The 19582-nt window shown below is 47.2% G+C and carries 22 protein-coding genes; 13 read left to right on the plus strand and 9 right to left on the minus strand.

Features of this window, described 5'->3' with window-relative positions:
- Positions 1-62 precede the first annotated feature (62 nt).
- Entirely contained in the window at positions 63-581 is a 519-nt protein-coding gene (gene tpx, locus DFP97_RS17450) for a thiol peroxidase (RefSeq protein WP_114381465.1), read from the minus strand.
- A 101-nt stretch (positions 582-682) separates the two neighbouring features.
- Between tpx and DFP97_RS17455 the strand changes: the two genes are divergently transcribed.
- Both DFP97_RS17455 and gltC read left to right on the plus strand, forming a co-directional pair.
- On the plus strand, positions 683-1330 hold the full coding sequence (locus DFP97_RS17455) for a rhomboid family intramembrane serine protease (protein ID WP_114381466.1): 648 nt from the start codon (positions 683-685) through the stop codon (positions 1328-1330).
- A 34-nt stretch (positions 1331-1364) separates the two neighbouring features.
- The gene (gene gltC, locus DFP97_RS17460) at positions 1365-2270 is read left to right on the plus strand and encodes a glutamate biosynthesis transcriptional regulator GltC (RefSeq protein ID WP_114381467.1); all 906 of its coding nucleotides are present in this window, start codon (positions 1365-1367) and stop codon (positions 2268-2270) included.
- Positions 2271-2338: 68 nt separating this feature from the next.
- Here gltC and DFP97_RS17465 read toward each other — a convergent pair whose 3' ends face one another.
- A complete protein-coding gene (locus tag DFP97_RS17465; RefSeq protein ID WP_114381468.1) occupies positions 2339-3025 on the minus strand; it encodes a zinc metallopeptidase in 687 nt (228 codons plus the stop codon).
- Between the two features lie 39 nt (positions 3026-3064).
- Positions 3065-3496, minus strand: coding sequence for a MerR family transcriptional regulator (locus tag DFP97_RS17470; RefSeq protein WP_114381469.1), 432 nt, complete (start codon positions 3494-3496; stop codon positions 3065-3067).
- Between the two features lie 380 nt (positions 3497-3876).
- On the opposite strand from DFP97_RS17470, the gene DFP97_RS17475 reads away from it, so the two are divergent.
- From DFP97_RS17475 to DFP97_RS17485, 3 genes are read left to right on the plus strand one after another with little or no spacing between them, the layout of a single operon-like run.
- A complete protein-coding gene (locus tag DFP97_RS17475; protein ID WP_114381470.1) occupies positions 3877-5241 on the plus strand; it encodes an ammonium transporter in 1365 nt (454 codons plus the stop codon).
- A 43-nt stretch (positions 5242-5284) separates the two neighbouring features.
- Positions 5285-6352, plus strand: a complete 1068-nt coding sequence (locus DFP97_RS17480) for a DUF294 nucleotidyltransferase-like domain-containing protein (RefSeq protein ID WP_114381471.1) — start codon at positions 5285-5287, stop codon at positions 6350-6352.
- Positions 6353-6367: 15 nt separating this feature from the next.
- Positions 6368-7102: a 3'-5' exonuclease gene (locus DFP97_RS17485; protein ID WP_114381472.1), complete on the plus strand. Its 735-nt coding sequence runs from the start codon at positions 6368-6370 to the stop codon at positions 7100-7102.
- Here DFP97_RS17485 and DFP97_RS17490 read toward each other — a convergent pair.
- On the minus strand, positions 7088-7558 hold the full coding sequence (locus DFP97_RS17490; RefSeq protein ID WP_114381473.1) for a M67 family metallopeptidase: 471 nt from the start codon (positions 7556-7558) through the stop codon (positions 7088-7090). The genes DFP97_RS17485 and DFP97_RS17490 overlap by 15 nt on opposite strands.
- 547 nt (positions 7559-8105) lie before the next feature.
- Here DFP97_RS17490 and DFP97_RS17495 point away from each other — a divergent pair.
- Positions 8106-8645 carry a TlpA family protein disulfide reductase gene (locus tag DFP97_RS17495; RefSeq protein ID WP_114381474.1) on the plus strand — a complete coding sequence of 180 codons (540 nt, stop codon included), beginning with the start codon at positions 8106-8108 and terminating at the stop codon, positions 8643-8645.
- 58 nt (positions 8646-8703) lie between these two features.
- On the opposite strand, the gene cimA is transcribed toward DFP97_RS17495, so the two are convergent.
- A complete protein-coding gene (gene cimA / locus DFP97_RS17500; RefSeq protein WP_114381475.1) occupies positions 8704-10320 on the minus strand; it encodes a citramalate synthase in 1617 nt (538 codons plus the stop codon).
- Between the two features lie 202 nt (positions 10321-10522).
- Between cimA and DFP97_RS17505 the strand changes: the two genes are divergently transcribed.
- Together DFP97_RS17505 and DFP97_RS17510 are read left to right on the plus strand one after the other, a co-directional pair.
- Positions 10523-11809, plus strand: a complete 1287-nt coding sequence (locus DFP97_RS17505) for a DNA polymerase IV (RefSeq protein ID WP_114381476.1) — start codon at positions 10523-10525, stop codon at positions 11807-11809.
- A gap of 56 nt (positions 11810-11865) precedes the next feature.
- Entirely contained in the window at positions 11866-12102 is a 237-nt protein-coding gene (locus DFP97_RS17510; protein ID WP_114381477.1) for a ferredoxin, read from the plus strand.
- 123 nt (positions 12103-12225) lie between these two features.
- Here DFP97_RS17510 and DFP97_RS30790 read toward each other — a convergent pair whose 3' ends face one another.
- Positions 12226-12366: a hypothetical protein gene (locus tag DFP97_RS30790; RefSeq protein ID WP_181873564.1), complete on the minus strand. Its 141-nt coding sequence runs from the start codon at positions 12364-12366 to the stop codon at positions 12226-12228.
- A gap of 175 nt (positions 12367-12541) precedes the next feature.
- Between DFP97_RS30790 and DFP97_RS17515 the strand changes: the two genes are divergently transcribed.
- Together DFP97_RS17515 and yjbM are read left to right on the plus strand one after the other, a co-directional pair.
- The gene (locus tag DFP97_RS17515) at positions 12542-13639 is read left to right on the plus strand and encodes a quinone-dependent dihydroorotate dehydrogenase (RefSeq protein WP_114381478.1); all 1098 of its coding nucleotides are present in this window, start codon (positions 12542-12544) and stop codon (positions 13637-13639) included.
- 17 nt (positions 13640-13656) lie between these two features.
- Positions 13657-14460: a GTP diphosphokinase gene (gene yjbM / locus DFP97_RS17520; protein WP_114381479.1), complete on the plus strand. Its 804-nt coding sequence runs from the start codon at positions 13657-13659 to the stop codon at positions 14458-14460.
- Between the two features lie 209 nt (positions 14461-14669).
- On the opposite strand, the gene DFP97_RS17525 is transcribed toward yjbM, so the two are convergent.
- Positions 14670-15203: a PCYCGC motif-containing (lipo)protein gene (locus DFP97_RS17525; RefSeq protein ID WP_114381480.1), complete on the minus strand. Its 534-nt coding sequence runs from the start codon at positions 15201-15203 to the stop codon at positions 14670-14672.
- Entirely contained in the window at positions 15200-15718 is a 519-nt protein-coding gene (locus tag DFP97_RS17530; protein ID WP_114381481.1) for a thioredoxin family protein, read from the minus strand. Before DFP97_RS17530 ends, DFP97_RS17525 begins: the two co-directional genes overlap by 4 nt.
- A 140-nt stretch (positions 15719-15858) precedes the next feature.
- Between DFP97_RS17530 and DFP97_RS17535 the strand changes: the two genes are divergently transcribed.
- From DFP97_RS17535 to DFP97_RS17545, 3 genes are read left to right on the plus strand one after another with little or no spacing between them, the layout of a single operon-like run.
- On the plus strand, positions 15859-17499 hold the full coding sequence (locus DFP97_RS17535; protein WP_114381482.1) for an RsmB/NOP family class I SAM-dependent RNA methyltransferase: 1641 nt from the start codon (positions 15859-15861) through the stop codon (positions 17497-17499).
- 1 nt (position 17500) lies between these two features.
- Entirely contained in the window at positions 17501-18253 is a 753-nt protein-coding gene (locus DFP97_RS17540) for a pseudouridine synthase (RefSeq protein WP_114381483.1), read from the plus strand.
- Positions 18254-18278: 25 nt separating this feature from the next.
- Positions 18279-19085: a Cof-type HAD-IIB family hydrolase gene (locus tag DFP97_RS17545; RefSeq protein WP_342773280.1), complete on the plus strand. Its 807-nt coding sequence runs from the start codon at positions 18279-18281 to the stop codon at positions 19083-19085.
- Between the two features lie 61 nt (positions 19086-19146).
- Here the strand turns inward: DFP97_RS17545 and DFP97_RS17550 are convergent, their stop codons facing one another.
- Positions 19147-19239 (minus strand): sporulation protein YjcZ, encoded by a 93-nt coding sequence (locus DFP97_RS17550; RefSeq protein WP_114381484.1) that lies wholly within the window; start codon positions 19237-19239, stop codon positions 19147-19149.
- Between the last annotated feature and the right edge of the window lie 343 nt (positions 19240-19582).

Genomic DNA, 19582 nt, shown 5'->3' on the forward strand with positions numbered 1-19582 from the left:
AAGGATGTCCTTCACTCGCTTTTGTTTGCAATATGTGAATAATTGAGCTTTGTTAATGGGGACTATACAAGCGCTTTTACAGCGTTGATCGCTTGCTCATAGTTTGGATGCTCAGTCATTTCCGGTAAATATTCAACGTATTGAATTTTATCGTCAGCATCGACTACGAAGATCGAGCGTTGATCCAGACCTAGCTCTTTAATGTAAACGCCGTACGATTCACCGAAGCTGTGCGTCTTGTAGTCAGACAACATAACAACCTTGTCGACGCCTGCAGCACCGCACCAGCGGGCTTGCGCGAACGGAAGGTCAACGCTGACAGTTAGAACAACAACGTTATCGCCAAGCGAGCCTGCAGCTTCGTTGAAACGGCGAGTTTGCGCATCGCAAACGCCAGTGTCGATGGAAGGGACAACGCTAATTAATTTAATTTTACCGGAGTAGTCCTTCAAGGAAACAGTTTCCACCAACGATTTGTTTAAGGTGAAATCAGGAGCCTGATCTCCTGCTTTCAATTCTGGTCCAACTAATGTGATCGGGTTACCTTTTAATGTGGCAACTCCATTACGTTCTTGTGTCATGGATAAACTTCCTCCTCTAAATTGATTGGTTAATACCAGATTTATTATAATCGTAATGAAACGAGGTTGTCCAATTATTGGAGAGAAAAGGGGGAGAATAAATGATTTTTTTACGATATGAAAGCTTTGGGTCCTATATTCGGTTGTTTCCTGTCACGACTGCGCTTATTGCCTTAAATATCGTTTATTTTATCGTAGCGGCATGGAGCGGTAATATGAATAACGTTTACCATGTAGTTGACTTCGGTGCTTTTGTCACTAAATATCCCGAAGATCCGTATGGTATGTTACAGCCGTGGCGGTATATAACGTCTATTTTTATGCATTCCGGGCTTGAGCATCTTCTTTACAATATGTTTGCGCTGCTCGTATTCGCACCGCCGTTAGAGCGTCTTATGAAATCTTCCAAATATGCCTTATTCTATTTGCTCTGCGGCATAGCAGGCAATGGAATGAGTGCGTTGGTGAATGTTGTTGAGCGGGATACCTTAACCCATGTCGGCGTAGGGGCTTCAGGGGCGATCTACGGCGTTTACGGCGCGTTTTTATACATTTCTTTGTTCCGTAAGCCTCAGCTCGATGAGAGTTCGCGTAAAACAGTCTATACGATTTTGATTTTTGGGGTTATCTATTCTTTGCTTGTGCCGAGAGTCGATTTGTGGGCTCATATTGGAGGCGCGCTTGCGGGCTTCCTGCTCTACAATGTATTAGACCGCGCCAAAGCGCGGAGACAGCGCCGCCAGACATAAAAATTATTTATTTACGGGAGAGAAACCAACCGATATGGAACTTCGTCAGCTTCATTATTTCGTAAAAGTAGCAAAAAAAGAGCATGTAACGCAGGCTGCGGAGGAGCTGCACGTTGCACAGTCGGCGGTAAGCCGTCAAATTCACCAGCTTGAGGAAGAGCTTGGCGTTAAATTATTTGTTCAGAAGGGGAGAAACCTGCAGCTTACTCCGGTTGGGCAATTGTTTCTGAAGCGCGTTGAAGTGATTTTGGCCGATTTGGAAAGGTCGGTTATTGAGATACATGAATTTCTTGATCCCGAAAAAGGTGAGATAAGACTTGGTTTCCCGCATAGTCTGGGTATTTCATTAATACCCCAGGTTGTTGCGGCTTTCCGTAAGCAGCATCCAAACGTAAAATTTCGATTCAAACAGGGCATGTATCCTACTCTCATTCGCGATATGATTAAGGGGGATATTGATCTTGCGTTTATTTCTCCTTTTCCTGATGAGCATGAATTCGTGTGCGGTGAAGTGCTGCTAACGGAGGAGCTGTATGCGATATTACCGCCAGGGCATCGCTTCTCGGAAGAAGAGTCGATTAAGCTGCGGGAGCTGGAGGACGAGACCTTCGTACTGTTCAGCGAAGGATATTCGCTCCGTCCAATAGTTTGGGAGGCATGCCAGGAGGCTGGGTTTACGCCGAAGATCGGTTTTGAAGGTGAAGAGACGGATACCATCCGCGGGTTGGTTGCAGCCGGGATGGGAGTAAGCTTGCTGCCGGAAATGGCCCTGCACTATACTGGACCGCTTCAGCCGGCGAAGGTTAGGGTAACGGAGCCTCAAGTAACAAGAACAATCGGACTCATTAGACGTACAAATGAGAAGCTGCCGTTAGTGGCAAAGGTGTTTCACGCCTTCTTGCTTCGTTATTTTCAAGAACGTATTCAGGAGTCACAATAATAAGAGGAGCAGTTCCGATGGTCATGATTGACCATGCGGCACTGCTCCTCTTTGTTTAATTCTATAAATTACTCTTCTCTGCTGGAAGTGAAGATCATAATGTACTTAATCAGCTCAAGCAAGGAAATGAGCGCTGCCGCAACATACGTTAGAGCTGCCGCATTAAGTACTTTAGCCACGCCTCGTTCTTCATCATTCGAGATAAAGCCTTCGGCAATCATCAGGTCTCTGGCACGGCTGCTTGCATTAAATTCGACAGGCAATGTGATGAGCTGGAAGCCTACGGCGACTGAGAAGAAAATGATACCCAGGCCAACAAGATTCATCGCACTGAATAGAAAGCCTGCGATTAGCAGGAAAGGAGCTATTCCGGAAGCGAAGTTGACAACCGGGAAGATACGGTGACGAAGCACAAGCATCGGATAGTGAACCGAATGTTGAATGGCGTGTCCAACCTCGTGACAAGCAACAGAAATGGCTGAAATCGAGTTTTCGTAGTATACCGGCTCTGACAAACGAACAACCCGGTGAATCGGATCGTAATGGTCCGTCAACATGCCGCGTACCGGCTCGATAGGGATATTGTGGAGTCCGTTCGAGTCGAGCATCCGTCTTGCTGCCTCATAGCCGGTGAGGCCTCTGGCTGATTGCACCTTGGCCCATTTATTGAACGTTCCCTTTACGCGGAATTGAGCCCAAATCGTAAGAGCGAAGGCGATCAGGATGAGAAAGTCCATCGGGTGAAAGAAAAGCATTGAGTCATTCCTCCATTATTATGATGTGATAATATACCATTACATGAGGGAGCTTTTGTTAATGAGGAGCATGAGTGCTTCAATGCAAGCCGCTGTCTGAGGCATTAAACGCGTATAAAGGCGGTTAGCTTGACGCGGCTTCAGATTCTTGATGACCGGCTCCAGCTCCTTTACTTCACGCTCCAGTTGACTTAAATGAAGCTGCAGGTCTGTCAGCTTACGCGACACTTGCTCCTCTGGTGTAATTTTACTCCAGCTTTCTAAAGTAGCTTTTATCTCATCTAACGTATATTTATCTTTTTTCATCTGTTCAATACGTTCCAGGCGCAACAAGGTTTCATGAGCATAGAGCCGGTAGTTTTTAGCCGAACGCTCCGCCGGTTCGATAAGCCCGAGTGAGGTGTAATAATCAATTGTCCGCGGACTGATATTCGCAAGCTTGGACAGCTCTCCAATTCGATACATATGCATTCCTCCATTCGTTCGGATTCCTTATACTGCGGTTTCTCTCATCAAAGAAAGAAATTAAACATCTATACTACTCATGATAATAGGAAAGTCACCGTACAGTCAAACGTGTTACATGACTATGTAACTAGAGAGCCGACTATGCATAAAATTAAGAATCTATGCCTATCAAAAGCCAAAATGCGAAGAATGAGACTCTTCTTTGACCAATTTTAGGTTGAATTTGTTAAAAAACTTAACGTTCGTGTTGAATTTTATGCCGAACGTTAGATTTTTTTTGAATACCAATAGAAAACATATTGTCAAATTGAGCACTACTGACTATAATGACATTAAGTCTTTCCTCTCATGTAAGGGAACATAACATTTAGGGAGTGGTCGTAATGGTAAAGAAAATGATGTTAGCTTTAGGCGCTTTAACAATTCTATTCCCGGCAATGGCATTCGCAGAGGATCCTTCCGGTGCAACATTGAACATGGGTTTGAACTCGCTATGGATTATGGTTTCATTCGTACTGGTTCTACTAATGCAAGGCGGATTCATTCTTCTTGAAACAGGCTCGACCCGTATGAAAAATGCTGGTCACGTTGCAGGCAAAACGATTTTCACAGCTGGTCTTGCAACTTTAATCTATTGGGCAGTCGGTTATGGTATTTCATTTGGCGGTGACAGTGCATTGAACGCATTGTTCGGTTGGGGTAATTTCTTCTTTGATCCTTCAGTCGCTGCAGGCGAAGGAGAAAATTATCCAAGCACCGTATTCTTCCTTTTCCAACTAGCATTCGCAATCGTTTCACTTTCGATCGCATGGGGCGGTTTCGCAGAACGTGCTAAGCTTTCCTCGTATGTTGTGTTCACCATATTCTTTTCTGCTATTATTTACCCTACAGTTGCTCACTGGATCTGGGGCGGCGGCTGGCTTGCGGAAGATGGAGCACAAGACTTTGCAGGCTCAACGGTTGTTCACTTAACAGGTGCACTTGCAGCATTCGCGGCTACTGTTCTTCTTAAACCGCGTATCGGCAAATTTAACAAAGACGGCTCCGCAAACGAAATTTTGGGACATAACCAAGTATTTACTGCACTTTCCGTATTGCTTCTCTGGGTTGGATGGTTTGGATTCAATGCGGGCAGTACAGTAGCAATCGGTGACGGCTTCTTCGGATATGTAGCTTTCAACACGATGCTCGGAGCAGGCGCGGGCGGCGTAGCAGCACTTCTTATTTCATGGGCAGTATCAGGTAAAGCAGACATTACAACGATGCTGAACGGTACGCTTGCAGGTCTAGTTGCAATAACGGCGTCTTGCGCATACGTTGCTCCTTGGGCTGCGGTAGTGATTGGTCTTGTAGCTGGCGTGCTTGTATTCTACAGCGTGAAGTTCTTCGAGAAAATCAAAGTTGACGATCCAATCTATGCATTGTCCGTTCACGGTGCTGCTGGTATCTGGGGTACGCTAGCTAACGGTATCTTCGCTACACAAGCGCTTGCTGAAAAAGTAGGTATAGGTCAAGGTGGTATAATCGACACAGGCAGCTGGAAACAGCTTTGGGTACAATTCGAATCCGTAGTAGTAGTCGGCGCATTCGTACTTGCAGTATCGTTCCTTGTTCTTGGCATTATGAAACTTATCATGGGCTTCCGCGTAACGGAAGAGCAAGAAATTATCGGTCTGGACCTTAGCGAGCATGGCGCTTACGGTTATCCGGAGCAAATGAAAAAAGCTGGACAAAATATTCATAGTTAATGGAATTCATCTTGAATGACTGACCGAGGGGAGAGGGCATCGCATGAGTGATCCGGTGCGGATGCAGCTGCTGGGGCAGATTGGCGCAGCCGATCATGTGGAAGAGCTGCGGAGCTTGCGGGATCAAGTACACGAGCAGATGGAAGCTCTTCTCCCAACGCGTCCGGTCGAACAATTTAATGAACAATTGAATGAGGTGCACGATGCTGTAATACAGCGCTCGGTCATACTCGCAGAAGCGGAAATGGCACGGTTGGGGATGGGTTCTCCTCCCGTGCCTTACGCGTATATATTGTTCGGCAGCGGCGGTCGGAAAGAGCAGACATTGTCTAGCGATCAAGATAGCGGAGTTGTCTATGAGGATCCAGTGTCTGATTCAGCAGAGGTAAAGCAATATTTTGAAGAGCTATGTAAGCTTATTGTTTTTCATCTTAAAAAAGTTGGATATCCGCCTTGTGAAGGAAACGTACTAAGCAGTAATCCTGAATGGTGCCTATCCTTGTCGGAATGGGGCAGTAAGCTGGACCGTTGGTTCAAGGAGCCGGCCTGGGAAGCTGTTCGTTATTTGCTTATTATCGCTGACGGACGATGTGTTTATGGGGAAGAACGGCTGCTGGACGCACTAAAGGATCTGTTCTTTACCGATATGCTAAATCATCCTATCATTATACAGCGCATGCTTGACAATACGATGCGGCACAAGGTGCTGCTGGGTATTTTCGGCCAACTGCTGAAGGAACAGTACGGTGTGGATGCAGGAAGCTTAGACATAAAATATGGCGCTTATATACCGATGGTCAATTCAATTCGCTTGATGTCCATTCAAACGGGTATTCGGGAAACGGCCACGTTGGAACGAATAAGAATGCTTGTTAAGGCCGGCAAAATGTCCGTGGCAGACGCTGCGTTATATGACCAAGCATTTCGATTGTTTCTGCGATTGAGGCTGATGACAAAGGAGCAAAGGGCAAACGGTTTATACGCAAATAATGGCAAGCTGTCAAGCCGTAAGCTTACGAAGGAAATGACGGATGAACTTAAGAGTAGTCTAAGGCTCGGCAAGAAGCTGCAACGTGCGGTTTTCAAGCAAACTATGGGCAGGCTCAAGTAGGGCGGTGAAGAATGAATGAAGGAACAAAAAGGCGTCGGTCGGATGTGGAACCTATATAAAATGGGAGGATTTACACCTGCCATCGCGTCTATGCTAGGCTCGCAAAATGCGCAGCAGATGGCGTTCATTCGCAATGTCAACAAGGAGCAGCGAAAGCAGTCCATGCTGGATACACCGCTTCGTGAGCTTGAGGTTGTCGTGTTTGATTTGGAGACGACGGGTTTTTATCCGACAAACGGTGATGAGATTATTTCATTCGGAGCTGTTAAGCTGTGCGGCGGAGAGTTAGCGGAGAGTGAAACCTTTTACAGTCTCGTCAATCCGAAGCGGAAAATTCCTAAAGCGATTACCGAGTTGACTGGCATTTCGAATGAGATGGTACAGGATGCTCCTGACTTAATGCAGGTGCTCCATGACTTCATGGAGTTTGTCGGCAGACGTTTGCTCATTGCGCATGCAGCCGGACACGATAAGCAATTTCTTAATGCCGCGCTTTGGAGGACGTCTAAGGTTAACTTAAATCATCGTGTGCTCGACACGATGATGGTGGCGAAATGGCTGGAGCCGAAGCTGGATGGGTATAGTTTAGATGAATTGCTTGAGAGCTGTTGTATTCCGGTTACAGAGCGGCATCATGCCCTTCAGGATTCCATTATGACAGCTAAGCTGTGGCAAAACTACTTGGCACGTATTTTAGAACGAAATATTACGACGCTCGGCGATTTATATGCTTACTTAAGTAAGCATTAGCCGAAGAGGTACAAATTCTCCTTGTGTACGACGATAAGGCTGCACGTGCGGGGCGTCTATATCGCGTAAGGATACAATCCAATACGATAGCTCGGATGCAGGCAAAAAACCCTCGGTGTCACTGGACGATGGGATAGCATCCGTACGAGGATGGGAATGGAACAAACCGACAAGCGATTGTCGGTTTGTTTGCATTTCAAAATAAGCAGCGGTCCATTCAGCCGGGTCGAAAGCAAATGCACAGCTTGGATTGGCATGCGTGTTTTTAATTGGAATAATGGTGTCGATAACAGGAAGGAGTCCCGCTGCCTCAGTCGGATCCGATGAGGAAACAGAGTTTGCGAAGCTGCTGGCAACGATTCCGCATGCTTCTAAGGGCATCCCATCGATACAAATTTGTATGAGCCGGTCATAAGCAGATTTGGTGATGATGCCTTTCAATTGCGTATCTTCCATGGTAGCGCCTCCCTATTATGAAGCTTATAGTTATAGTATAACGATTAATTTCGGTAGGCGCTAACCCTTATACATATCTCCAACGAGAGCCATTGCGATAGGAGCTGTTTCTGCAGCTACAAGGCCCTGTACAGCTCTTGAAGAGATTATAATGGGGAATGCTCCCCATACCCCGCCCAAGCCCGCCATCACGCCTGCTGCGCCGTATATCGCTCAGGCTGGGATGATAACTGTCTTTCGTTTAACGCGATCTGACCAATATCCAATGAGTGGTATGATAATCCCTTAAGTAACCGAAAATAAAGTTATGAACGGATTGATATTCGACAGCTTCATATGCTTGGCCAAATCAGTAGGAAGAAGCATCGAATTTCCGAGCACGAGGGGCAAAAGCGGAAAATTGGAGTCATTTTGGGCTGCAGTTACAAGGAGCCGCCTACTCGTCAATCGTGGCAGTTTTATGGCTAATGTACCCTGCGCCTTGAGCTTCCATTCGGTGCATGGTACCATGTAGGCAGTTGAAATTGAAAAAGAAGGAAGGTACACCATGAAACGCGTCATTACGCTTTTTACGATTGCATTTGTATTTGCTGGATTAGCTGTATTTCAATATATAAATAACGATCCGGAGTCCATTACTATGGCTGCTCCAGCCGCTGATTTTAAGCCGAAGGCGGGTTATAAGGCAACGGACTTCGAGCTTCCTTCACTTGATGAAAAGTTTTATAAGATTGGCGGCAAGCAGGGTAAGCTAACATTCGTAAATTTCTGGGCATCCTGGTGTGGACCATGTGAGCTGGAGGCGCCTGATTTGCAGCGTATACATGAGAAATACGGTGATGTAATTCAGCTATACGGTATAAATGCTACGAAATACGACAAGGAGCGGGCTGCCCGCGAGTTTGTTAATGAGTATGAATTTACGTTTCCGATATTGATGGACCGTGTAGGCGATGTGACGAAGCAATACAAGGTCGATACGTTTCCGACGAGCTTTCTCATTGATAGTAACGGCGTTATCAGAGAACGGATTAATGGCGTCATTACGTTTGAGGAATGGGAGCGGTTAATTGAAAAGTGGTTGTAAGAGGATGAAAAAAAAGGGCTGCCTTAGCGTTACTTAACGCTAAGGCGGCCCTTCTTGTTTAATGATTCACGAGTCCGATGCGATCTTGTGGGTCGGCATGGGCACTGTCTATCTTAACCATGTTCAGAAGAGCATAACGAATACTGTCGACCAGCGCTTCCCAGCTAGCTTCAATGACGTTATTCGATACGCCGACTGTGCTCCAAGTGTTATCGAGACCGGTCGATTCGATGAGAACGCGCACTTTAGCGGCAGTAGCGTCCTTCTCATCAATGACGCGCACTTTGTAGTCGGATAAATGAATGTTCTCGATCTTCGGATAAAACTGTACCAGCGCTTTACGGAGCGCGTTATCAAGCGCATTAACCGGTCCATTGCCTTCAGCGGCTGTGTATACCTGTTGTCCATCTACGTTGATTTTTACAATAGCCTCGGAAATCATTTGACCGTTCGTTTTCTCTACGAGCATTTTGAACGATTCAACCTTGAAAAGCTCCTTTGACTCTCCGCCAAATGCTTCGCGAAGCAGCAGCTCCAAGGAAGCGTCAGCGCCCTCGAATTGATAGCCTTGATGCTCAAGCTCTTTAATTTGATCCATGATGAGCTTCGTTTTCTCATTGTTCGCGTTAACGTCTAATCCAAGCTCCTGCGCCTTGGATATAATGTTGCTTTGTCCGGCAAGCTCAGACACGAGAATACGCTGCTTATTGCCTACAAGCTCAGGCTTAATGTGCTCATAAGTTTTCGAATCCTTCATTATAGCGGATACGTGAATGCCGCCTTTGTGAGCGAATGCGGCATTACCTACGTATGCTTGGCCAACAGGCATGTGAACATTAGCGATTTCGCTAACGTAACGTGCTGTTCCCGTTAAGGTGCGAAGCTTGTCTTCCGGCAAAACGTTGTAGTTCATCTTGATTTGCAGGTTCGGGATGATGGAGCAAAGGTTTGCATTGCCGCAGCGTTCGCCATACCCGTTAATTGTCCCTTGAACCTGACGCGCTCCGGCTTGAATAGCAGCCAGGGAGTTGGCCACTGCCAGCTCGCAGTCATTATGCGTATGGATGCCTATTGGAGCAATCAGTTCCTGGCGAACGCGAGTGACGATATCATGGATTTCGCCAGGAAGCGTCCCGCCGTTCGTATCGCATAGCACGAGCCAATTAGCGCCTGCTTCCTGGGCTTTCTTCAATACTGCGATCGCATATTCGGGATTGTTTTTGTAGCCGTCAAAAAAATGCTCCGCGTCGAACAAGGCTTCCATGCCGTTATGCTTCAGAAAAGCGACCGAATCATAGATCATCGACAGATTTTCCTCAAGCGTTGTCTGAAGAGCGGTATGTACATGGAAGTCCCATGACTTACCGACAAGCGTTGCTGCGGGAACGCCTGATTCGGCGATCCGTACAAGGCTTGCATCCTGCTCGGCAAGACTGTTTTTGCGGCGCGTACTGCCGAATGCAGTAATCTTGGCGCTTAGGTTGAATGCTTTGATCCTTTGGAAAAACTCAATGTCCTTGCTATTGCTTCCCGGATTGCCGCCTTCAATATAATGAACGCCCAGCGCGTCGAGCTTCTGGGCAATTTTTAACTTGTCATCCGCCGACAGGCTGATCCCTTCACCTTGTGTACCGTCACGCAGCGTCGTATCAAAGATTGAAATGTTTGTTGTCATTATCGGGACGCCTCCTTCACTGATAGCCTTTTCAAATCATAATTTACTATTATAACACTTGTTGGTCTGAAAGTAGAGAGGGGAGTTGTAATTTTTGTCCTATCTTTGACAGCGCGTTGACTTGACCCTATTCGAATTGTATGCTGGGTTTGGGCAAGAATATGTAGGGTTACTGCATCGGATAGGCGGTGTATGAGCGGTTATGGTAAACGTAAATGAACATTATCCAGCCAAAGGCCGGGTCATTATTCATTTGGATATGAATGCATTCTACTGTTCCGTGCATGAAGCGGAGCAACCGGAGAAATATAAGAACAGGCCGACCGCTGTATCGGGCAGCGTCGAGCAGCGTAAAGGCATTCTGGTTACTTGCTCGTACACGGCTAGACGTAAAGGGATCAAGACCGGAATGACCGTGCGGCAGGCGCTGAGGCTGTGCCCTGAGCTTATTTTGATAAAGCCCGATTTCGATTTGTACCGCAAATATTCGCATGGATTTATGGCCATAGCAAGGCAATATACCCCGCTGGTGGAATCTGTTTCAATCGATGAGTGTTATATGGATATTACCGGGTCGAAAATGTTCGGTTCACCGCTTGAAATTGCAGAGTCGCTTCAGGAGCGTATTTCGTCGGAATGGTCGCTGCCTTGCTCGATTGGTTTAGCGCCCAACAAGCTGCTTGCCAAGATGGCATCGGACATGAAGAAGCCGAATGGACTTACAGTGCTGCGAATTCGCGATGTGAAAAAGGTGCTATGGGAAAAGCCGTGCGATACGTTGTTTGGAATTGGAAAAAAGACAGCAACAAAGCTTGAGAAGCTCAATATTCGAACCATTGGACAATTGGCAATGACGGACGAAGTGTTTCTTATCAAGCATTTTGGCGTAGTCGGTTCGTGGATGAAATCAGCCGCACACGGCATCGATCATTCGGAAGTGAACCCGAATAGGGAGCGCAATAAATCGATCGGACATACGACGACACTCCCTAGTGACATTACAGCGCGCGAGGATGTTTACCGCGTCTTGCTTAATCTGGCTGACCAGACTGGCCGGAGGCTGCGAAGACAGAAGCTTGTGACTATGACGGTTCAAATTACGATTCGCAAGCCGGATATGACTACGATTGCCCGCTCGCATACGCTTGATGCGCCTACCCAGTCGACCGATGATATTTACAGGGAAGCCTGCAAGCTATACGACCGTCATTGGAATGCCGGGGAATCGATTCGTTTGCTAGGTGTAACGCTGCAAAATCTATCGCTGCTGGAGGAAACCGCATTGCAGCTTGATTTATTCAGCTACGAGCAGCAGCCGCGCAAGGAAGCGCTGACGAAAGCGATGGATCAGCTTCGGGATAAATTTGGCGAGGATGCGGTGTTAACCGCCGGGATGCTGGGAGATGACCCTTCAACCTTGATTAGGAATAAACGAATTCGCGGGACATCCTTGCAAAAGGACGATAGTTTGTTATATATTGATGAATGAAGCTTAACAGCATAGAGACGAGATTATTCCGTATATTTTATTGGGAGGGAATTTCCATGGCTAAGTTTACTTGGGTAGAAAAAGATACGTGCATCGCTTGTGGAGCTTGCGGAGCTACAGCTCCTGACATTTATGATTATGACGATGAAGGCTTAGCAGAGGTTATTTATAAAGCGGACGGAAACAAAGGCAATACTGAGATTCCTGAAGATTTGTATGACGATTTGCAGGATGCAGCTGACGGCTGCCCGACGGATTCAATCAAAATTGCAGATGAGCCATTTAATAACTAATCATGAATAACAAAGAAAGCTCTTCTTCGCCAGATTATGCGGCGGAGGAGAGCTTTTTTTTGTGCTTGATACTCTTGCTTCAAGAGTTCTGGCTGGGTATATCAATAGTTCACGTAAGCTGGTTTACGAGCTGAAAATCAGAAGCACGGAGACTGCGATAATGATAACGCCGACAATAGAGCCGATCCAGATCAACGCTTTTTTGTTTACTTCTTCCTTCGGTTTTACTTTCATCGTTGCCGGCTTTCTTTTTGCTGCGCTCATCGACAATCAACCTCTCTGTTTCATAGTTATTATTATTATGCTACCATTGTAATCGTTTTCTTGATAGGCCGCAATATAACGGATGCTTGTGATTGCAGCTTAAGCTCTTTTCTTTTTGTTTCAAAAAAGATAAACTGTCAAGATAGAACATACATCTGAGATCGGAGTGAATAAGTTGCTTTATTCTTCAATATTAAAGCCTATTTTTTTTCGTATGGACCCTGAGAAAGCCCATCACCTCGTTATCGACGGGCTCTCTGCGGGCGGACGGGTACCAGGTCTAAACGGATTGATGCATGCAATGTACGGCGTAGCACAGTCGCCGGAGCTTGCTACGGAGCTGTTCGGCTTGCAGTTTCCGCATCCTGTAGGATTAGCAGCAGGACTAGACAAGAATGGCAAGGCAGCGGACGGCTTCTCCAGCATTGGCTTTGGCTTTGCAGAGGTAGGAACCGTAACGCCTAAAGGACAGGCTGGCAATGAGCAGCCGAGGCTGTTCCGTCTTCCTCCTGATGAAGCGCTCATTAACCGGATGGGCTTTAATAATGAAGGTACCGCTGCAATGGCCGAGCGATTAGCGCGACGTAAAATTAACCGGATTCCTGTCGCTGTTAATATCGGAAAGAACAAAACGACGCCGAATGAATTGGCGCATGAGGATTACCGGACTTGTATCCGGGATTTATATACATATGGCGATTTCTTTGTCGTAAACATCAGCTCCCCGAACACCCCGGATTTGCGGGATCTCCAGCATGGAGAGGAACTGAGAAACCTGCTTGGCGGGGTAATAAAGGAAATGAACGGCCAAGCGGCGAAAGAAGGAAAGAAAGTAAAGCCGGTTCTTGTCAAAATAGCACCCGATATGACTGATGAGCAGCTGGAGCTTACGGTTGCAACCATTATGGAAAGCGGTGTATCGGGCATTATTGCTACGAATACGACTTTATCACGGACAGGGCTTCAACATGCGAATGCCGGCGAAGCAGGAGGACTTAGCGGTAAGCCGCTGCGTGACCGTTCGACAGAGGTCATTCGCGCCGTTTATCGGCAGACAGGCGGCAAAATGCCGATTATTGGCTCGGGCGGCATTTTTACGGCACAAGATGCATACGATAAAATCCGCGCGGGAGCCTCTCTGGTTGAAATTTATACAGCGCTCATCTATAAGGGGCCAGGGTTGCTACGCGAATTAACGAACGGGTTGAAGGAGTGTTTACGAAAGGACGGCTATCGCAATATTGCCGAGGCTGTAGGCGCAGATCATCGTTAAGAACAGGAGGCGGCCGGATGGACGGTAGAGACTGGAATCTTTTTTTACAGCCTTATGAACAAGCGGTTGAGGAACTGAAAGTGAAGTTTAAGACGATGCGGGGTGAACTGAAGATAAGAGAAGCTTACGCACCGATTGAATTTGTCACCGGCCGAGTCAAGAGAATTTCCAGCATTCTGGAGAAAGCAAAACGTCTGAACGTTCCTGCAGATCAGCTGGATACGGGTATTGAAGACATTGCAGGAATTCGAATTATGTGCCAATTTGTCGATGATATTCATCGCGTAGCAAGTCTCATCCGTTCTCGTAAAGACTTATCGCTTGTATATGAGAAGGATTATATTACGAATTTCAAAGACAGCGGCTATCGCAGTTACCATATGATTGTGGAATATCCCGTTCAAACCGCTCTCGGCTACAAAATCGTACTTGCCGAAATTCAAATACGTACGCTCGCGATGAATTTCTGGGCAACGATCGAGCATTCTTTAAATTATAAGTTTAAAGAAAGCTTGCCGGAGGATGTCCGAAACCGTTTGAAAAAAGCTGCAGAAGCCGCATCCCAGCTCGATACGGAAATGACGAGCATCCGCAAAGAAATTCTGGACGCGCAAACGGAATTTGAGGAGCAATCCAATGTGGTTTCAAAGGTACTAAACGGCATTCAAGATTTATATTTCTATCACCGCGTACGTGAGGCTGCCCAGTTCCAGATGAAATTCAACGAATTGTTCGAGAAGGAAGATTATCAGGGGCTGACTCAATTGTCGCTCGATATTCAAACAGCGATTGGGAAAGCCAAAAAAGGCAATCAAAATTAATGGGCAAGACATTAAAGCCAATCATTGTTTAGGGCAAAGCAAATAAAGGAACTGACTCTTATGGTGATAACCGGGAGGCGGTTTCTTTTTTTATTCATGGACACCGGTAGAGTGATTCGACATCTGGGAAAAAAAGTGACAGTCTTGCTTGAAAATAAAAAAGGTTGAGCAGAGATTGCTCAACCATATTTTGCAGTAGGCAAGACAAGTCAGCTGGACTTCTTCGGTTTATACGCGGCATCGATGGCATCGCGTATTTCGTCCACTGTCTTGCCTTGCTTGCTTAAGGCGATGACGTCCTCCATCTCTTTCTTGCAAATGCCGCAGCTTGTACTATGGCTGGTCCAAGTTACGCTGCCTTCATCAGCAGGGTGTTCCGCTACATAACACCGAAGCAGGGAGTCGTGCGGCGTTTCCACCGCCACACCGTCCATACAGCCGCAATAACAATTGATACCGCTCATAATATGAGCATGGTCGTTAACCGCTGCATAAAGCTCGCTCGTATGAGGCGTGTAGTCAGATAGAAAGGCGGGAAGCTCGTCATAGGATGCCGTCGTTTCCCATGTTTCCGATCCGTGCATATGCTCAGCGCCATCCTTCTCATCATCAGACAGGCTGCATGCGGAAAGCAGCGTGATGAAGGCGAATGCGAGCAGCATGGCATACATGAAGCCGCGAATTCGTGAGCTGTTTTGTTCAGCTGCTGCTTGCTCGGCCGATAGGCGCTGACGCTTCATCATTTCGTTTCAGCTCCTGAATATTTGTTGAAGAACGCTCTGAAATCATCAAGCGAATATCCTTCCGTCGTTCCTTCCGGAGCAAGACCGCCTTCCAGCTCGGCAACTTGCACACCATCCTTGAAATAGGCGAGCGTCGGCGTATATTCGACATTGTATTTGTTGAAATAGGTTGGGAACTCACGTAAATTAAATTGCGGCAAATCAATGCCGAGCTCGTCCACCAGCGGCATTAATTGCGGTGTCGTATTCTTGCAATGCGGACAGTCGGACGCGAACAGGTAGACGAAGAAATCTTCCTTATCGGCAACCATCTTGTCCAATTCGGCCGGTAATATGATATTCTGGTAGTTAGGATCATCAAGCAGCTCGCGGGTTGCCGGATTCAATTCGGAGACAGGCTTGTCATACAAGGCATTCACTTTCTCGTTGTTGTTCAAAACAAATATGAAACCGAAAAGAATGACGACAATTGCAATGTACACATAAATCATTTTGAACTTTTGTTTCTTTTTCATTAGTGTGTCTACCTCCGAAACGGGATTGTGGGACAATAGCCTTTGAAACGGCATGTCCTTACTTTAATATATTATATAACAAAGCCATATGAGTATGTAAGAGCACCGACATCGAGGATAATTGGCAGGAGGAAATCAGTATGATCGGCAATTTGCCGCGTAAGTTTATAGAGAAAATGGAAAAGCTGCTCGGAACGGAATTCGACAATTTTATGTCATCCTACGATGCCCCGCGTGTATACGGTCTGCGAATAAACCGTTTGAAGCTGAACGTGCAGCAGTGGAAAGAGCTGTCTTCCAAAAGCGGTGAGGCGAGGCCGGTCCCTTGGGCGGAGGATGGATTATATTATAACGAGGGCGAGCGGCCGGGCAAGCATCCCCATTATCATGCGGGTTTATATTATATTCAAGAGCCTAGCGCTATGGCCCCTGTTGAGCTGTTGGATGTACAGCCTGGACATCGCGTGCTGGACTTATGCGCGGCTCCAGGGGGCAAATCGACGCAAATAGCTGCAAAGCTGCAAGGAAGCGGCGTGCTTGTTACGAATGATAACGCCAAGGAACGAACAAAGGCGTTAGCGAAAAATATCGAGCTTGCAGGCGTCCGCAACGCTGTTGTGCTAAACGAAGAGCCGGCTGCGCTTGCTCCCGTGTTCACGGAGTGGTTCGACCGGATTTTGGTCGATGCGCCATGCTCAGGAGAAGGGATGTTCCGCAAAGACGAAACGATGATCGCGGATTGGGAGAAGCATTCGGTCGAGCGATGTTCTGTCATGCAGCGCGATATTTTGAATCATGCTGCAGCGATGCTGTCGCCCGGCGGGCTCATCGTTTATTCAACGTGTACCTTTTCACCGGAAGAGAATGAGCAGCAAATAGCCGCATTTTTGGCACAGCATGAGGATTTTATCGTCGAAGCCGTTCCGCATCGCTTCGGATGGGCGGCTGGCAGAGCGGATTTAGCTGGCGAGAATGTTCAGCTTGACGCTAAGCGTCAGCAAAGCATCAATGGGACTTTACGTCTATGGCCGCATCGTATTGAAGGAGAAGGACATTATGCGGCTGTGCTAAAGCGCGCGGGCAAAACACTGACGATAACTGTCAATAATAAAGCGGATAATGGAGAGGGTAAGGTTTCTGGTGCAGATTTTCCAGAAGCGCATTTGCCAATTCGCAGCAAAACGAAGGCCGTCAATGAAGGAACGAACCGTTTGAGAGGCGGAATCCTGAAGCGGAACGGGGATAATCGGGAGAAGTATAGCAATGATCGTCGTTCAAGCAAGCAACAGGCAGCAGGAGGGCGGGATTCGAGTTTTCGGTCTGCTCCTGAAGATGCCAATCCGATTGAATTATGGCGGCTATCCGCTGAGCAGTTTGCTTCAGGGGCATTAAATTGGCCTGGAAAATTGATCGCATACGGCTCGAGGGTTTATATTCAACCGGCGGATATGCCTCCTTTAGACGGCCTGAGAGTCGTTAGGGCGGGCTGGTATGTAGGAGAAGCGGGGCGCGGCCGTATGGAGCCGTCACATCCGCTCGCAATGGGATTAACACGGGGAGAAGCGATCCGGTCGGTTAATTGGAGCTCAGCTGAGACGCAAACACTTCGTTTTTTAAAAGGGGAAACGATTTTTGTTGAGGAATCGGAGATTATCGTACAAGAAGGAGCGACGAATAAAGGTTATGTACTCGTCTGCACAGACGGTTATCCGATTGGCTGGGGAAAATATGCCGGAGGCATGATTAAAAATGAGCTGCCGGCAGGATGGAGATGGATGTAAAATGACCAAACGCATGCGAATTGATAAGCTGCTAGCGCATATGGGACTGGGAACGCGCAGCGAAATAAAAAAAGCGGTAAAGCTGGGCAAGGTGGCTGTTGACGGCCGAATTATCAAGGATAGCGGCCTTATCATTGATCCGGAACAAGCGGAGGTTGCCTTTGACGGGGAGCCGGTCGTTTATCGGAATATTGTGTACTTTATGCTGAACAAGCCGCAGGGCGTCATTTCTGCAACGGAGGATGGACGTGAGCGTACAGTAATCGATTTGCTCGAGCTTGAAGACCGGCTGCGGGATCCTTTTCCTGTTGGGCGACTCGATAAAGATACAGTAGGCTTGCTTCTGCTGACGAATGACGGCCAGTTGGCGCATGAGCTGCTATCACCGCGCAAGCACGTTGCCAAAACATACGAAGCACTCGTCCAAGGCGATGTCGGAGAACAGGACAAGCAGCTGTTCGCATCCGGTGTGACGCTCGATGACGGATATGTCACGATGCCGGCAGAGCTGCGTATTGCTAATCGTGAGCAGCGGGATGAGCACATTTACTCTACGGTAACGCTTACGATTATGGAAGGTAAGTTTCATCAAGTAAAAAGAATGTTTGAAGCTGTCGGCAAAAAGGTCGTATACTTGAAAAGAGTATCGATGGGGCCGCTCCAGCTGGATGAATCGCTGCCGGAGGGCTCGTACCGGGAATTGAGGGAGGATGAAATAGAGCTTCTCCGTATGCATAGGCGAACGACTGAATAGTTCTAGAAAGAGATAGAGGATAGGAGTGAAAGGATTGTCATTGCAATATGATTTGATTGCGTTAGACGTTGATGGAACGTTGTTGACGGATGACCATATCCTGACAAAAGACATTCGGGAAACGGTCTGTGAGGCAGCAAGCCGCGGAGCTCAAATCGTATTATGTACAGGCCGAGGTCCGCTGAGCGCGCTGCCCGTAATGGAGGAGCTAGGGCTTAAGGGAACTCTGATAACGCATAATGGAGCGGCTACGATTAATGCGGATGATCGTTCGGTCGTGCATCAATTCGATGTGGTTCCAGATCATTTGTTACCCTTCATTAACTATTGCCGTAATCACAGTATTCATTTTGATTTGAATACAGCTTTTGAAATGATGATTGAGACCAGGACGCCTGAAGCGGAACAGATGTACAGCCGTTTTCAAGCCAAGCCTGCGATCCAGGATTTCCGTCTGGGATTGCCTAATGGTCTAGTTAAATTTACAGCGTTCGGAACGAAGGATAAGATGGATCAAGTACAAGCAGAATGGGCGGGCTGGCCACCGCTATTGAAGTCGATCCGCAGCGGCGACTTTTTCATCGATGTGCACCATGCGGAGGCCAACAAGGGAAGAGCGCTTCAGCAGCTGGCGGATCTCCGTGGCATTGATCGAAGCAGGATTCTGGCTATCGGGAATTATTATAATGATATTACGATGCTGCAATTTGCGGGAATGGGCATTGCGATGGGCAATTCACCTGAAGAAGTAAAGCGGGCGGCTGATGCGGTTGCACGTTCGAACAGCGATAATGGCGTAGCTGCAGCGCTGCGCGAATATGCTTGGAGCTAAACATGAAAAACCGCCGGAGCATTATGCTCAAGGCGGTTTTTCCTATAGTTTTGTAGTTTAATTAGTACAAAACAGCTCTAGATACGATGACCAGAAGAATGAACAAGACCAGGATTACACCTGTCGTCGTGTAGCCTCCATGTACACCGGACATGCCAATTCCTCCCAGAATAGATATTTCCGACTTAGGGCTGCCAGCTCCGTAAAGTTGTCCCGCCGTACGGTATACTTTATTGTATGTAATTTGCCTGCAAGCGTTTGGACATTTATCCCGGATGTATCATAATTGGGCAGATGTCTTTACTGGATAAGGAGTTGTTTGGGACAGGTAGCTCCCAGTAAAATACAGGGGGGTGTCGTATGCCTTGCGGTGTGGTTAGTCAGCTGCTTTAACGGTAATTTTGATGCTAGCATGGAAAGTGGACACCTCATTGGAAGCACTAGATAATAAACAATAAGGAACAGAAGAGGTGTCCGACATGAGTGAGAACAGACAA

Source organism: Paenibacillus prosopidis, assembly GCF_003337375.1.
Lineage (GTDB): Bacteria > Bacillota > Bacilli > Paenibacillales > Paenibacillaceae > Pristimantibacillus > Pristimantibacillus prosopidis.